The organism is Shimia sp. R9_1 (genome assembly GCF_017743775.1).
In the GTDB taxonomy this organism is placed as follows: domain Bacteria; phylum Pseudomonadota; class Alphaproteobacteria; order Rhodobacterales; family Rhodobacteraceae; genus Shimia.
Map to the genome: position 1 here is coordinate 44,145 of NZ_JAGHRN010000003.1, position 15,463 is coordinate 59,607.

Annotated in this window: 12 protein-coding genes; 4 read left to right on the forward strand and 8 right to left on the reverse strand. The window is 58.4% G+C overall.

Translation table 11 applies throughout. From position 1 onward, the window contains the following. Position 1: 1 nt before the first annotated feature. The gene (locus J7399_RS11235; RefSeq protein WP_209086187.1) at positions 2-1,063 is read right to left on the reverse strand and encodes an ABC transporter ATP-binding protein; all 1,062 of its coding nucleotides are present in this window, start codon (positions 1,061-1,063) and stop codon (positions 2-4) included. Positions 1,064-1,207: 144 nt separating this feature from the next. Next, positions 1,208-2,944 carry an ABC transporter substrate-binding protein gene (locus tag J7399_RS11240; protein WP_209062161.1) on the reverse strand — a complete coding sequence of 579 codons (1,737 nt, stop codon included), beginning with the start codon at positions 2,942-2,944 and terminating at the stop codon, positions 1,208-1,210. Positions 2,945-3,249: 305 nt separating this feature from the next. On the opposite strand from J7399_RS11240, the gene J7399_RS11245 reads away from it, so the two are divergent. After that, the gene (locus tag J7399_RS11245; protein ID WP_209086189.1) at positions 3,250-3,951 is read left to right on the forward strand and encodes a fumarylacetoacetate hydrolase family protein; all 702 of its coding nucleotides are present in this window, start codon (positions 3,250-3,252) and stop codon (positions 3,949-3,951) included. 70 nt (positions 3,952-4,021) lie between these two features. After that, positions 4,022-7,234 carry a reductive dehalogenase domain-containing protein gene (locus tag J7399_RS11250; protein ID WP_209086191.1) on the forward strand — a complete coding sequence of 1,071 codons (3,213 nt, stop codon included), beginning with the start codon at positions 4,022-4,024 and terminating at the stop codon, positions 7,232-7,234. A 75-nt stretch (positions 7,235-7,309) separates the two neighbouring features. Here J7399_RS11250 and J7399_RS11255 read toward each other — a convergent pair whose 3' ends face one another. From J7399_RS11255 to J7399_RS11265, 3 genes are all read right to left on the reverse strand, one after another. Beyond that, complete coding sequence (locus J7399_RS11255; protein ID WP_209086193.1) at positions 7,310-8,467, reverse strand: acetate/propionate family kinase; 1,158 nt, start codon at positions 8,465-8,467, stop codon at positions 7,310-7,312. Next, positions 8,464-9,408 (reverse strand): bifunctional enoyl-CoA hydratase/phosphate acetyltransferase, encoded by a 945-nt coding sequence (locus J7399_RS11260; RefSeq protein WP_348539458.1) that lies wholly within the window; start codon positions 9,406-9,408, stop codon positions 8,464-8,466. Before J7399_RS11260 ends, J7399_RS11255 begins: the two co-directional genes overlap by 4 nt. Before the next feature lie 157 nt (positions 9,409-9,565). Further along, the gene (locus tag J7399_RS11265; protein ID WP_209086196.1) at positions 9,566-10,078 is read right to left on the reverse strand and encodes a flavin reductase family protein; all 513 of its coding nucleotides are present in this window, start codon (positions 10,076-10,078) and stop codon (positions 9,566-9,568) included. Between the two features lie 303 nt (positions 10,079-10,381). Here J7399_RS11265 and J7399_RS11270 point away from each other — a divergent pair, with 303 nt between their 5' ends. Further along, positions 10,382-11,095, forward strand: coding sequence for a S1 family peptidase (locus J7399_RS11270; protein ID WP_247738718.1), 714 nt, complete (start codon positions 10,382-10,384; stop codon positions 11,093-11,095). Positions 11,096-11,336: 241 nt separating this feature from the next. Here J7399_RS11270 and J7399_RS20960 read toward each other — a convergent pair whose 3' ends face one another. The 3 genes from J7399_RS20960 to J7399_RS11285 form a co-directional block, all read right to left on the reverse strand. Further along, positions 11,337-11,582 (reverse strand): VOC family protein, encoded by a 246-nt coding sequence (locus J7399_RS20960; RefSeq protein ID WP_247742865.1) that lies wholly within the window; start codon positions 11,580-11,582, stop codon positions 11,337-11,339. Positions 11,583-11,588: 6 nt separating this feature from the next. Further along, a complete protein-coding gene (locus tag J7399_RS11280) occupies positions 11,589-12,194 on the reverse strand; it encodes a LysE family transporter (protein ID WP_209086198.1) in 606 nt (201 codons plus the stop codon). A 127-nt stretch (positions 12,195-12,321) separates the two neighbouring features. After that, positions 12,322-13,614, reverse strand: a complete 1,293-nt coding sequence (locus tag J7399_RS11285) for an MFS transporter (protein WP_209086200.1) — start codon at positions 13,612-13,614, stop codon at positions 12,322-12,324. A gap of 370 nt (positions 13,615-13,984) precedes the next feature. Here J7399_RS11285 and J7399_RS11290 point away from each other — a divergent pair, with 370 nt between their 5' ends. Beyond that, on the forward strand, positions 13,985-15,415 hold the full coding sequence (locus J7399_RS11290; RefSeq protein ID WP_209086202.1) for a hypothetical protein: 1,431 nt from the start codon (positions 13,985-13,987) through the stop codon (positions 15,413-15,415). Positions 15,416-15,463: the final 48 nt, after the last annotated feature.

The window sequence follows — 15,463 nt, forward strand, 5'->3', positions numbered from 1 at the left end:
CTCAGCCGACGCGGGCGCCATCGGGCGCGAAGTAAAAACAGGTGGTCGGATCAAGGAAGAAGTCATGCTCTTCGCCAATCCGGTAGGGGTGAGTGCCATGGGCGAGGCTGACCCAGCTGTTGCCGTCAAAGTCAAAGTGGGCCGAGCTTTCGGAACCGGAGAGTTCGGTCACGCCCACATGGCCTTTCAGAGCCACATCGGAGCCGTCATGGGCATGGGGCAGCACGTGGTGCGGGCGCACAGCCATGATGTAGTCGCCATCTTTGAGACCTGCGGCCTCACCGGTGGCGGTCCAGCTCAGCGCGCCAAGATGCATGGCGTCGCCGCGCTTGGTGACCGGCGCGTGGTTGATCGGCGGATCAGAGAAGATGCGGGCCGCCGTGAGGGAGGCCGGAGCGCGGTAGATGTCGGCGGTGGTGCCGAACTGGGAGACATTGCCATCCACCATCAGCGCGGTTTCCCCGCCCAGCAGGAGCGCCTCTTCGGGCTCGGATGTGGCATAGACCACCACAGCGCCGCGACCGGCAAAAAGCTCTGGCAGCTGCTCGCGCAGCTCTTCGCGCAGTTTGTAGTCAAGGTTGGCCAGCGGCTCATCCAGAAACACTGCGCGGCTTTCCTTGGCAATGGCACGCGCCAGCGCACAGCGTTGTTGCTGGCCACCGGACAGCTCATGCGGGCGACGGTGCAGCATGGGGCCAAGCTGAAGAATATCGGCGGCCTCGGCCACGCGGTCTTCGATCTCGGATTTGGCCATGCCCGCCACTTTCAGCGGGGAGGCGATGTTTTCAAACACCGTCATATGCGGGTAGTTCACGAAGAACTGGTGCACGAGGCTGATCTTGCGTTTCTGGGTGGTCAGCGCGGTGACGTCTTCGCCCTCCATGATGATCTGGCCGGAGGCGATCGGGTCAAGCCCGGCCATCATCTTGATCAGGGAAGTTTTGCCAGCGCCGGTTTCACCCAGCAGAACGTTGAAATGGCCTTTTCTCAACGTCAGGGTCGTTGGCTTGATGTGTGTCACACCCTGCACGACCTTGGAAATGTTCTTTAGTTCAAGTGCCATGGATGCACCTTTGATCCTTGTGGAGCGTACCCAAACAGATGGGGCAATGGAGGAGGGGAGTGTTGGTAAGGTGGCCGGGGCTTGAAGGGTAAGCCCCGGCCGGTTTGACCATGAACACGGGGAGTGTCAGGTCAGGAGGAACAGTTAGTTCTTGTTCCAGCGGGCAACCAGATCGTCATAGTTGACGGTCTCGCCCTGTGGTTTTTCGTTGTCCAGCTTTGGTTTTGCACCGCCGTTGGCGAACCACCACTCTGCGTCTTTCTCCTCATTGAGGCGAGGACCACAGCCGCCATAGACATTCTGGGCCTCATCAGCACGCTGCATGCGGGCCATGGTGATGTCCATTTCTTCGGCCAGACGGTCCATCGCTTCCTGTGGAGTGAAGGCGCCGGAGTTCACGTCACCGATCTGCTGCCACCAGATTTGGGCCAGCTTCGGATAGTCAGGCACGTTCACGCCGGTTGGGGACCATGCCACACGATCAGGGGAGCGGTAGAATTCTACCAGACCACCCAGTTTCGGGGCACGCTCGGTGAAACTTTCGTGGTTCACAGAGCTGTCGCGGGTGAAGGTCAGACCCACGTGGGATTTCTTAACGTCAACCGTTTTGGAGGTCACAAACTGAGCATAGAGCCATGCCGCCTGTGCGCGGTCTGCTGGGGTGGACTTCAGGAAGGTCCAGGAGCCAACGTCCTGATAGCCAACCTTCTGGCCTTTTTCCCAGTAAGGGCCGTGTGGGCTTGGTGCCATGCGCCACAGTGGGTTGCCTTCGGCGTCCACGGTGTTGTTGCCTTCAGACTGCGGCTTCACCATGTCTGCGGTAAAGGCGGTGTACCAGAAGATCTGCTGGGCCACGTTGCCTTGTGCCAGAGCTGGCAGAGACTGGTAGAAGTCGTAAGACGCCGCACCGGGAGGGGCATAGTTGCGCAGCCATTCGTCCCATTTGCGGATCGCGTAGACTGCTGCTGGACCGTTTGCTGCACCACCGCGGGTGACGGATGCACCGGCTGGGTTACAGGAACCGGCTTCCATGCGGATGCCCCATTCGTCGATTGGCACACCGTTTGGTTCACCCTTGGAGCCTGCGCCCGCCATGGATAGCCATGCGTCGGTCATACGCCAGCCAAGGTCTGGTGCGCGTTTGCCGTAGTCCATGTGACCGTAGATGTCGACGCCGTCGATGTTCTTCACGTCTTTGGAGAAGAACTCTGCGATGTCTTCATAAGCGGACCAGTTTACAGGCACGCCGAGGTCATAGCCGTATTTGGCTTTGAACTGCTCTTGCAGGTCTGCGCGGTCAAACCAGTCTTTGCGGAACCAGTAGAGGTTGGCAAACTGCTGGTCTGGCAGCTGGTAAAGGTCGCCATCCGGGCCGGTGGTGAACTGGGTGCCCATGAAGTCATCCAGATCGAGGGTGGGCGAGGTGGTCGCCGCCCAGTCACCCGCCATCATGTCGGTCAGGTTGTAGGCCAGTTGCAGACGGGAGTGCGTACCGATCAGGTCGGAGTCATTGACGTAGCCGTCATAGAGGTTCCGCTTGGTCTGCATCTGGGTTTGCACCGCCTGAACCACTTCGCCCTCGCCGAGGATCTGGTGGTTGACTTTGATGCCGGTGATTTCTTCAAAAGCCTTGGTCAGAACTTCGGCTTCATAGCCGTGGGTCGGAATGCCTTCCGACAGCACGTTGATTTCCATGCCCGCGTAGGGCTGTGAAGCAGAGATGAACCACTGCATTTCGCTCATCTGCTCGTCTTTGCTCAGCGAAGACGGCTGGAATTCGGCATCGATCCAGCGCTTGGCTGCCGCTTCGTCGGCGTAAAGCGATTGTGTACCCGCAATCACGGCAGAAGCCGCAACGGCGGAGATAAGATACTTCCGCATCTTTTCCTCCCGATTGGTTGTATCCCCGGCTGCAGAAAGCCGGATGCCTTACGTTGTCAAAAGAGGAATTTTTAGTCAACTAATTTATTAGTAGTAAGAAATTTCCTTCGGGTCATTCTCACTAAGTGACTGTGTTTGCTTTGGTTTGTTGATATTTGACCCTTTTGGTTGAGGGCGTCAACGGTAAATAAACCTTGACTCTGAACAAGTGTTCAGACTGCTTTGCACGCCGATGCGATGACATTATGACTGTGGGATGCAGCTTTTCACGCATTCTGGCGCACGCACCGTGGGAGGGATTTTTCATGTCAGATTATCTGTTTGAGGCACCGGAGGTGTTTGCGCTCCCTGTTGCGGGCGAGGCGCTGGGCTATCCGGTGCGCCGTATCTTCTGTGTGGGGCGAAACTATGCGGCCCATGCGGCGGAGATGGGCGGGGAGGTGGACCGTGAGGCGCCGTGGTACTTCACCAAATCCGTGGCCCATGCGGTGTTGAGCGGGGCGGAGGTGGATTTTCCTCCGGGCACCGAGAATTATCATCACGAGATGGAGTTGGCCTTTGTGCTGGGGGCCTCAGTGTTTGAAGCCACCGAGGCGGAGGCTGCGGCGGCGATCTATGCCTATGGCTGTGCGCTGGACATGACGCGGCGGGACCGGCAGCAGGATGGCAAGGACAACCGCAGGCCGTGGTCGCTTGGCAAAGATGTGGAAGGCTCCGCAGTTTTTGCGCCGCTGACAAAAGCCGCGGAGTTTGGCGCGCTAGCAGCGCAGGCGATCCATCTGGAGGTGGACGGGGAGACCCGTCAGGCCGCCGATCTGAGCGAGATGGTCTGGTCACCCACAGAGATCGTCATGCATCTGTCGCGTTATTATCACCTGACCGCCGGGGATGTGATCCTGACAGGCACGCCCGCCGGTGTGGGGCCGGTGACAGCCGGGCAGGTGATTACAGGTGGGATCGACGGGCTCGCGCCGATCCGACTGGCGTTGAAAGTTACAAAAAGCTGAGGCTTATCCGGAGCGCAAGCATTTAAGCCAGCCAAGAAGGGCAGGCCGAATGGCCTGATATGGGGAGCAGATGGGGATCAAGTTTTTTTCGGATAAGGCGCGGCCGGTGCATCGTGGCCCCTATCCGCTGGAGCGATTGGTGCGCGGCGCGATGCCTGAGGTGGCGGGGATGCCACGGGATCGCGATCTGAGCTTTCACCGGCCGGAGCGGCCAGAGAGCATCGTCAACGCGATGGGCGAGTTTCAGGCGATGCTGGATGCCCTGCGGGACGGGCTGGTCAATCCGGTGCAGTCCGGCATTCCGGATGATCCAATTGAGCGCTCCAATCATCTGAAATCTTTTGGCTATTTCAATGATGCCTCGATGGTGGGCGTGGGCCCGCTGCCCGCTGCGGCGCGGCTGTCTACCCCACGGCGCAATCCGGATATTGACCGGCTCTCTGAGGCGTTGCGCACGCGGCAGATCAAGTCTTTGGCGGCGGGGATCGACGTCATTATGGCGGATCTCAAGGACAGTATGGAAGCGCCGCCCAGCAGCATTGAGACCCATGAGAACGCGATTGTGTTTCTGATCGAGCACCATCGTGATCCTGAGCGCGGTGAACCGGGAAGTGACTGGATTTTGGATGCGCAGGACCATCGCGCCTGTCTGCGGGCCACCGAAGTGGCGGTGGTGATTGCCAATTACATCCGGCTTTTGGGCTTTGACGCAAAGGCCCACACCGCGACCTCCACCGATGTGGATCTGGGGCGCGTCGCTGTGGCGGCGGGCTTGCTGGCGCTGGAGAATGGTGAGTTGATCGCACCCTGGCTGGGCACCCGCTATGGGCTGGCGGTGATCACCACGGATATGGCGCTGGCCCATGACGGGGCGCTGGCCCCGATGCGCGCGCAGCCTTGGGCGCAGACACAGGGGCCAGCGTGGTGGCTGGGCACCGGATCAGCGAAATCTGCGCTCAACCAAGACCCGTACCGCAACCGCGATTACGTCAAAGGGGCGCATCCGTTTGAACGGCTGAAGCGGGTGGAGACCCCGACCACCTATGTTGATGAGGCCAATGTGGCGCGTGTGCCCAAGCGGGCGGATATGTTTGCGCGGGCCCAGTTCGGGGACATGGGCAAGACCCTGCAGGATTCGGCGAAGGGCGGCTACTACGTGCGCAAATCCGCGCCGAGCTTTGCCCAGAGACGCGCGCTTGGGGCCTTTGTACTGCTGCAGGATGGCGCGAGTGCTGAGGTCAAAAAGCCAACAGATTCAGAGCGTAACGCGGCGAACCTGAAAGCGGCGACCTATTTCCTTGGGGTTGATGCGGTGGGGCTGAGCCGATGCCCGGAATGGGCGTGGTACTCGCATGACGCAACCGGAGCACCCATTGTGCCGAGCCATGACAACGCCATCAGCATGATCATTGATCAGGGCTACGAGACCATGGAAGGGGCGTCCGGCGATGACTGGATCAGCGTGGCGCAATCCATGCGGGCCTATCTGCGGTTTTCCCTGCTGGGCGGCGTGATCGCGCAGCAAATCCGCAATCTGGGGTATAAGGCCAAGGCCCATACGGTGATGGATGGTGAGGTGCTGCAACCGCCGCTGTTGCTGCTCTCGGGGCTTGGCGAAGTGAGCCGGATCGGTGAGGTGATCCTGAACCCCTATCTGGGGCCGCGTCTGAAATCCGGTGCGGTCACCACCGACATGCCGATGAGCCATGATCTGCCTATTGATTTTGGCCTGCAGAACTTCTGTGAGAACTGCAACAAATGCGCGCGGGAGTGTCCCTCTGGTGCGATTACGGCTGGTCCGAAGCTGATGTTCAACGGCTATGAGATCTGGAAGTCGGACAGTCAGAAATGCGCCACCTACCGGATCACCACACCGGGTGGTTCGATGTGCGGGCGCTGTATGAAGACCTGCCCGTGGAACCTTGAAGGGCTGTTTTCCGAAGCGCCGTTCCGCTGGGCAGCAAGCAATTTCCCAACCCTTGCCAAGCCTTTGGCCAAGCTAGATGATGCGGTGGGCAATGGCGGGCTGAATGACGTCAAGAAATGGTGGTGGGATATTGAGCTGGAAGAGGATGGCGCGTACCGGCCATCCAAACATCCGCTCAACCGCCGCGATCTGCAGAAAGATCTGGACCTGAAATATGAGGATCAGACGCTGGCGGTCTATCCGGCGGCCTTGGCGCCCCATCCGTGGCCGTATCCTTTCCCGATGGATCGGGAAGCCGGGATCAAAGCCTATGAGGCGATGGTCTCTGCAGATGAATACAAGCTGCGTCTGGCGGCGGGGGATACCTCGGTGATTGACCGCTATGTGGTGCCGGATGCGGCGGATGCGCCGGTGGTGCAGGTGCAGATTTCTCAGGTCGAGCCGATGACGGCGGATGTGACCAAATATGAGTTTCAGTCGCTGGATGGCGCGCCATTGCCGGAATGGACGGCGGGCGGGCATCTGGATGTGCTGGTCGCGCCGGAGTTTCTGCGCCAGTACAGCATGTCGGGTGACCCGAAGGATCGCTCCAAATACCAGATTGGCGTGTTGCGCGAAGACGAAGGGCGCGGGGGCAGTGCGCTTCTGCACCGGATTTTCCGCGAAGGGCGCAAGGTGTTTGTCTCCAAACCGATCAACCACTTTGAGCTGGTTGAGGAGGCGACAAAGAGCTTCCTGATGGGCGGCGGCATCGGGATCACGCCGATGATTGCTTTTGCGCACCGTTTGCATGATCTGGGACGCGACTTTGCGCTGCATTACTCAGCCAGCCGAGAGGAGGGCGCGGGCTATATCGACGATCTGAAGGCGATGCCCTGGGCCGACAAAGTGGTTTTCCATTTCTCTGACAAAGGCACGCGCGCGGATCTGGACGCGATCCTTGGTGGGTATCAGGAAGGCTGGCATGTCTATACCTGCGGGCCGGACCGCTACATGGAAGGGGTCATGGCGGCGGCAGAGCGGCAGGGCTTCCCCGAAGAGGCGCGGCATCTGGAATACTTTAACGTGCCTGAGCAGCCGGAGTATGAGAATTTCGACTTTAAGTTAAAGTTGAAGGATGGGCGGGAACTGTTTGTTCCGGCGGATAAAATCGCCACTGATGTGCTGCTTGAAAACGGTGTGCATGTGGATGTGAAATGCGCCGATGGCATTTGCGGGGTGTGCAAATGCGGGCTGATTTCTGGGGATGTGGAGCACCGGGATTTTGTGCTCTCCAACAAACAGCGGGAGACTTCGGTGATCCTGTGTCAGAGCCGTGCCAAAGAGGCGGGCGGTGTTGTGGAGATTGATCTCTGAAGAGGCCAGTCCCCCCGCTGATGGGGGGGATGCTGCCCCGGCGGTGCTTGACGCACCGTTGGTCCGGGGCGGGATTTAAGCGGCGACCAGGCGCTGGGTTTCGCCTGCGATGATGCCTTCTTCATCTGTCGCGATGACATGGGCGGCGAGGCGGCTGGATTTGGTCGTGATGCGGCTCGCGCCGGAGGTGTTGGCCTCAGCATCCAGATCCGCCCCAAGCCATGCGCAGCCCTGCAGAATACGGGCACGTATGGGGGCTGCGTTCTCGCCAATGCCGCCGGTGAAGACAATGGCGTCAAGCCCGCCAAGGGTGGCGGCCAGCGCGCCGATCTTCTTGCAGGCCTGATAGACAAAGAGCTCCACCGCCTCAGCCGCGGCAGGGCTGTCTGAGGCCAAGAGATCGCGCATGTCAGAGCTGAGACCGGAGACCCCGAAGAGACCGGATTTGGTGCCCAGCGTGGCTTCGATTTCGGCCACGCTCATGCCGCGGTCACGCATCATGTGAAAGATCACGCCGGGGTCGAGCTCACCGCAGCGGCGGCCCATCACCAGCCCATCAAGGGCGGTGTATCCCATTGTGGTGGCGACACTTTTCATATCCTGCATAGCGCACATGGAGGCGCCGTTGCCCAGATGGGCGACAATCACCTTGCCGTTGGGCGTGTCCAGATGGTGTGGCAACTGGGTGGAGATGTAGTGGTAGCTGAGCCCGTGAAAGCCGTAGCGCAGCACACCGTCATCAGACAGCGCGCGCGGGATCGCAAAGAGCTGTGCGATGCGGGGCTGAGTGCGGTGAAAGGCGGTGTCAAAGCAGGCCACCTGCGGGATGTTGGGCCAGCGGCGGGCGACGGCCTCAATGCCTGCGAGGTTGTGGGGCTGATGCCCCGGAGCGAGCGGAGCCAGCGTGCGCAGCTTCTCTATCACCTCGTCGGTCACACGGGCGGGGGCGGCAAATTCTCGACCGCCGTGCACAACCCTGTGACCCGCACCTATGATCTTGAAGCCCTTTTCCAGCCCCATGATGTGGGCCAGCAGCCAGTCGAGAATTTCGGCGTGGGTCGCGTCTTCGGCGACGGGCAGATCAATTTCGCTTGCGCCGCCGTGATATTGCGGCCCCATGCCAATGCGATCAACCTGACCGGACAGTTGTACCGCAAGCTCGGTGTCATAGACCGCGTATTTGATCGAGGAGGAGCCTGCGTTCAGAACGAGATAGGAGTCTTGGGCGCTCACATCAGATCCTTTCCGAGGCTGTGGTGCACCATGAGCTGCGCCAGGGCGGCGGACACGAGGCGGGAGAGCGTGCCGTCCGCGCGGGAGGTGAGCATGATTGGCACACGCGCGCCCAGAACGATGCCCGCGCTGTCGGCCCCTGCGAGATACATCAGCTGTTTGGCGATCATATTGCCGGCCTCAAGGTCGGGCGCGACGAGAATGTCGGCGTCTCCGGGGACCTCCGATTTGATGCCTTTGGCGTCTGCAGCGCGGCGGGAGATGGCGTTGTCAAAGGCCAGCGGGCCATCCAGCACACCGCCGGTGATCTGACCACGATCCGCCATTTTGCATAGCGCGGCGGCCTCAACCGTCGACGGGATCTTGGGGTAGATGGTTTCCAGCGCGGAAAGGATGGCCACTTTGGGGGTGTCGACCCCGATGGCTTGTGCCAGTCCGATGGCGTTTTGCACGATGTCGGCTTTGGCCATGAGATCGGGGAAGATGTTGATCGCGGCGTCGGTGATCATCAGCGGCTTGGGGTAGGCGGGCACATCAAGCACGAACACATGGCTCATGCGGCGCTCGGTGCGCAGACCGTGGGTTTTATGGACAACGGCGCTCATGACCTCATCGGTGTGCAGCGCGCCTTTCATGATGGCCTGCGCGCGACCTTCGCGGACAAGGCGCACCGCTGTTTCGGCGCTGTCATGGCTGTGGGGGGCGTCAATGATCTCGCAAGCGGAGATATCAAGCGCATGCTCTTGGGCAGCGGCTTTGATGCGGTCCTCTGGGCCCACCAGAAGTGGGGTGATCAGGCCTTTTTCCAGAGCGGCCAATGCGCCCTCCAGAGAGGCTGCATCAACGGGGTGAACAACAGCGGTTACAATGGGGGCCAGAGGCGCGGTGGCCTCCAGCATATCGTCAAAGCTGTTCTTGTGATGGGGGGCTGAAAGATCCACGGCATACTCCGAGCCTAGATGTTGCGATGCACGTCCTTGTGGCTGTCATATGGGGGGTGGGGTTGTTTTGGCAATAAAAAGCGGACCCGCAAAACGAGAAACCCGCTTTGCGGTTCTTGCAACGCTCCGTTGCAAATTAACTAAGCATTTATGAGGGTTAGGCTTCTGGTGCGAAGCTGCCGAAATCCCGCTGCGCAAAGACCAGAGGTGTGCCTTCGCCAATCGCAGCGCGCAGGACGCGGCCCACCATAATGTCGTGATCGCCTGCGGGATGAACCGCATCGGTGGCGCATTCAAACCGGGCCAGACAGTCGTGCAGACAAATGACGCCGTCGGCATTCACCTCATGATCAATGAGATCAAAGGCATCGCCCCGTTTGGAAAAGGCAATCGCCAGATCTTTCTGGTCTGCGCGCAGCACGTGGATGGTAAAATGGGCGGCCGGGGCAAATTGTGCATAACGCAGGGAGTCTTTGGCCAGCGACCAGAGCACCAGCGCCGGGTCCAGCGACACGGAGGCAAAGGAGTTGGCGGTCATACCAATCGCGCCGTTGGCTGTCTTGGTGGTGATCACGGTCACGCCGGTTGCAAAGTTGCTGAGCGCATTGCGATAGGCGCGTTGCGTGTCAACGGAAGGAACGAATCCGGTCAGAGTGGTGTCAGCGGACATGAAAGGCCTGTTCGATTGGTCTGCGCGTGGGCGCAGAGATGGGCTGAATTTTACCTAGTTGCAAGGCTTGAGTAAGATTCAGGGCCAGAATGTGGCGGCGACGTAGCGCCCCTGAGCCTGTGGCCCGTGGAGGGTTTTTCCATAAGAAAAAGGGCTCACCGCGCCCTTTGGGAGGCCAGATACAGATAACTTTTGAGCAAAAATGATGAAAGTTGTATTAATCGGAACTGCAAATGGCTTCGGTTCTGCCCGATTGCTGCCCTGATCCGTTGTTCAGATGGGACATCGGTCAATGGAGGTTCCATGCGGAGCATCAAAGTTTTCGCCATTCTGGCAGCGCTGCTGCCATCGGTGGCGCTGGGGGAAATGGGGAACAATCGGCTTGGTCAGAGCCTGCCAGGGGAAAGTGCCGTGGGGCGCTTGGTGGTGGCAGGCAAGGCCATGTGTACAGGCGCATTGATTGCTCCGGATACGGTGCTGACGGCTGCCCATTGTTTGTATGATCCACGCAGCGGCAAGCGTGTGTCAGATTCTTCGGTGGAGTTTCAGGCGGGGCTGAAGGGCGGTCAGGCCAAGGCAATTGGCAAGGTTGCACGCGCCACGGTGCATCCAAATTACGTACACCGCCGCAAGGGCAGTGCGCAGCTCGGCTTTGATCTGGCGGTGCTGAAACTGACGCGGCCGATCTCAAAAAATTCAGTGATGCCAATTAAATACGGCATGAACCTCGCGGACGGAGACCTGCTGGGTGTGGTGAGTTACACGATCACCAACCGCAATGATCCGATCATGGAATTCCCTTGCCGCGTGCTTGCGCGTCAGGACAAGACTCTGGTGATGAACTGTGAGGTGAACTCCGGTGCCTCAGGTGCGCCGATCCTCGCGCTGAGCCGAAACGGCCGATCGCCCGCTTTGGTGTCTGTGGTCTCTGCCAAGGCCGCAATGGGTGGGCAGAATGTCTCTGTGGGCACGGTGCTGAGCCCGGATGCGCTGCGCCAGATGATTGCGGGGGGCTGAGGTCCAACGACACAATTGATCGAGTGAAGGCGGCCTTTGTGCCGCCTTTTTTGTTTTAGCTGGGTTAGGTCAGTGCGCGATGGCCCAGATCTTTGAAGAAATGTAGCAAGTAACCATCCGGATCAGCGACGACGAATTGAAGGTTGCCAGCTTCTGTTTCCCCAATGCGGTACCATTTCTCTTCCAGCGGCAGGTGCAGCGGATGGTTGGCAGAGTTCAGATTGGCCAGGAGTGGGGCGACCTACGGCACTTCTATCTGTACGTTCAGGCCGCGCCCGAAGGGATATTCTGTGGGGAGATGACCTTCATCAAAACTGCGCCCGAGGTCTATCTGATCCAGCATCAGTTCAGCCTCGCCAAGTTTGAGGTAGGCAAACCCCTCTTCTGGACGGTCATAGACGCAATCAAAGCCCAAGAGTTCGCAATAAAAGGCTTTGGACTTGGCACAGTTGGTCACTGCGAATTCAGGGACAAGTGCGTTGGCCATCGGGCGTTACCGGCCAAACAGCAGCCGCAGACCCAGCGCGCTGAGGACCAATGCGGCCGCGCGGTCGAGGTGGGTTTTGGCGCGCAGGTAGGCGTTGCGGGCGGTGGTGGTGCTCATGCCAAAGGCCAGAAGGCTGTAGAAGATCAGCTCGATGATCAGGTGGTTGGCAAAGATCGCGCCCTTTTGTGCCAGCGTCATGTTGGGTGGGAAGATCACCACGAGGACCGCAGCGGCAAAGAGCACGGATTTCGGGTTCATCAGATTGATCATCAGCCCTTGCAGAAAGGCATGGCGGGCGGGTTTGACCTCTGAAGGCGCGAGCGGCTCCTGTGCGCCTTTCCACATGCTATAGGCGATGTAGAGCAGATACAGCGCGCCAAGTGTTTTCACGGCGACATAGGCCCATGGGAAGGCGGTGAAGACGATTTCCAGCCCCATCAGCGCGGCGAGTGTCCAGAGAGCGGCGACGAGGCCGAGCCCTGCGCCTACGGCAAGGCCCGCGCGGCGGCCTGCGGTGAGGGTGGTTTTCACAGAGACCAGAAAGGCCGGGCCGGGGCTGGCGATGGCCGCGGCCAGCGCGATGTTGAAGGCGAGGATGTGGGCGAGGTCCATGTGCGTCTCCTGTGGTTTGAGGGCACGGTAGGCGCGCGCGGTCGCGCTGTCACTCATTTCACGGGCGTGAAGGGGAGGGCTTATGCTTTGTGAGTGGTTTTTGGGCGCTGGTGAGCCGTTAGCGCGGCTAGTTGCTATGGCTCGCGGATAGGCGTTTGCCCAACACGGCGACCAATGCGGCTGCGATGAGAAGAAATACCGCACCGCCTATCCACGCGACGGGTGTGGCATAGGCCTCCGCCGCCGCGCCCGCGAGGATCAGGCCCAACGCCCCGCCGAGCTGCTGCATCAGGGATTTCAGCGACAGCATTGTGGAGCGTTGGGTGTCCTGCACGCAGCTGTGCAGAATGCTGCTGGCGGGTGTTTCAGACACGCCGAGGATCACGGAATAGAGGATGAACACCGCCACGAAGCCGATGATGCCGCCTTGCAGGGCCAATGCGATCTGAACGCCTGCCAAACAGGCAAATGCCGCTGCAAGTGTCTTTGCGTGCTGTCGCTTGAAGATCTGGTTGATGTGCGGAGAGAGCGATGCGCCAAAGGCGATGGAGAAGAAATAGGTGGCGGTCACAATGCCGATGATGGTGTTGGCGTGGGTTTCCTGCAGCATGGGCCTGGCGTGGGTTGGCCAGAGCACCTCAACCGGATTGGTCGCCATGAGGAAAAACGCGAGAGCGGCTAGAAGGAGCGACAGCGCGGGGTGTTTTAGGGCGAGAAGGCCCGCGTCTTTGATCACTAGAGGGACCGTTGTAAAGCCCTGTTTCAGAGCTTGTGCGTTTAGCGGGCGCGGCGCTTCGGCGATGAAGATTAGGGTGTAGACGAACACACCCAGCATCACGGACAAGCTTGCCAAATAAGATACATCATAGGCGCTGAGCCCCATGCGCTCGGCCGTCGCGCCAAAGAGATCCGGCAAGAGGCCGCCCAGAACGGCGCCCATGGCCAGGCCCATGGCGTTGGCCCATTGCGCCTTGGCGAGCGCGGGTTGCACATCGACATTTGGTGCGGCGGCTTTGAAGGTTTCGACAAACCAAGCATCAAGCGTGCCGGATCGCAGGGCGCGCCCGAAGCCGATGAAGGCAAAGGAAAGCGCGAGCACATAGAAATCGCTGGTGGAGAGAAAGAGGGCGAGGGAGGTCACGCTGGCAAGGACGGCGGCCAGAAACACCGGCTTGCGCCCGATGGTGTCGGCCAAGCCGCCAAAGGGAAGCTCCATCGTCATGGTTGTGAGTGAGTAGACCCCAAAGAGCAGCGAAATCTGGAAGAGATCCATGCCGCGGTCCGTCAGCGCCAGAGCGACAACCGCAACGGTGAGCCCCATCGCAAAACGATCCAGAACCTGGTGGATCTGAAACACCCGGATGTGCCGCCGCGCCGGAGGGGGAAGTGCCGCGAAGGAGAACTCGGTTTCGGTTGCCATGGTTGTAGATTTGGCGCTCTCGGCAACTGAGGCAAGAGTTTGGTGGGAGAGGAGGTGGATTTGGGAAAGGGGTGGTTGGTTAGCTGAATATCAATTGGCGCGCGATTGGCTTATTTGGCGAGCGTTTGGTTTGAGGGTGTATCGACTACGGTCAGGCTGATGGGGCGCAGCGTTGGGTCGATGTCGGCGGAGAGCCCAAAGTGTCAGATGCTGCAGTAGGCACGAATGCCCGATCTTCGGTCGACGGCCAGTACTTGACAAATTCAAACTCAGTTTTTTCACGGGTTTGTGGCGGGGTTGTTTTCATGCCGATAAGGTAAGAGGCAGTACCTACCAGCCAAAATCGATGCGTGTTTACATAATATGCGAAATGAATTTGGCCGGCGCGGGGAAGATCGATTTGATTATCCTCAGTCCAAGTGTTGTAGCGACTGGTTTGGGGAAATGTTTTGAACTAGGCAAAAACTGGAGATTTGTGATGCAGGGGCATTCTTACTTTTGGATCGGGTTCTTTGTAGCTCTTCTGTCGAGCGTCCCCATAGCTGTTGGGGCTTGGGGAGTGTTGACCGATCAAGCAGCACAGATGGTTTTCATTTTTATAATCTCAATGGCAACGCTGATCTCTGGGCTTCTGATCGTAATGTACTTTCGAAAGCCGATCTTAGAGCGAATAATTGGTCGCTCACTTGCTGGAGTTGATGATATTTCACGAACTTCTGTTGCACTACTAACTGCGGTTGTTAGAGGTGACACCGAAAAAGCGATAGAGGAAGCTGGTGACCTCGCCCAGACTGGATTCGCAATCTACACCTTTTCAGGGTTTTATCGATGGGTAATAGGAACTTGCGCAGCACTAGTAGTGGCATTTGGTGCTTTCACGGGCACCGTTCTTCTTTTTGAGCAAAACAGGAAACTGGAAGAACAAACGATGACCTTGAAGGCGCAAAATGTTCTCTTTCAGCAGCAGACCAATCAATCAGTAGAACAAACAAGGCAATTCGGTCGCCAAAACGAGCTGCTGAGCCTGACTCTAGTCTCGCAAATCCGCCAACCGTTCGCTGACCAAGCAGATGTCGACTTTAACCCTATGGTTTCTGAAATCGGCTGGTGGCAACCAGATGATGAACAGAATAGGTGCACTATTTCATTCGATGAAGGTAAGAAATTGAGACCTCAACCCAACAGGTCTACAATCAGCGCTCTGACTAAGTTGGCCAATTCAGAACAAATTGGCCAGTCCGTCATTGAAGCCTTGTGGTTTCTAACTGAAGATTTCGACAGCACAGTGAAGCTCGGAGCGATATTGGCTTTAGATGAGATGGACCTTCTGGGAAGTGATAGAAGCTTCTCAATTTCGAATATTCACTCTAGTTATTTGGAAATACAGTCGGATATTCGATTATTTTTTTCCTCAAGTAGGGTCGGGCCTATTAAATGCGACAAATGCGAGACATCTTTCAGAGGATCTGTGGTCGAAACACTAATTCAGGGCGGCGGCGAATTAAGCTATAGTCTCTACGTTCCGCATTCACTACGAATGCTCTCAATGGAAGTCAGCAATTCGCTAAAATATGCTGGCCGGTGGATATCGGCCAACGAAGAAATCCATAACAGCATTGTGAATTTAACTGTTTCTCTTGACGCACAAGAAAATCAAGAAAATCTGAAGTTGATAAGTAAGGGTGGCCGCCTAGAGTCAAGCAGCCGGCGCGATCCAAACTCAAATGTTCAAGGTTGCAGTTTTTTGCGGAAACTGTGCGTCGAGAATGACTTGCTAACCTGTGATGACGGGCAAAATTAGCACAAGATTTTTCGAAGCGACATCCCCCTCTCACTCGGGCTGATTACA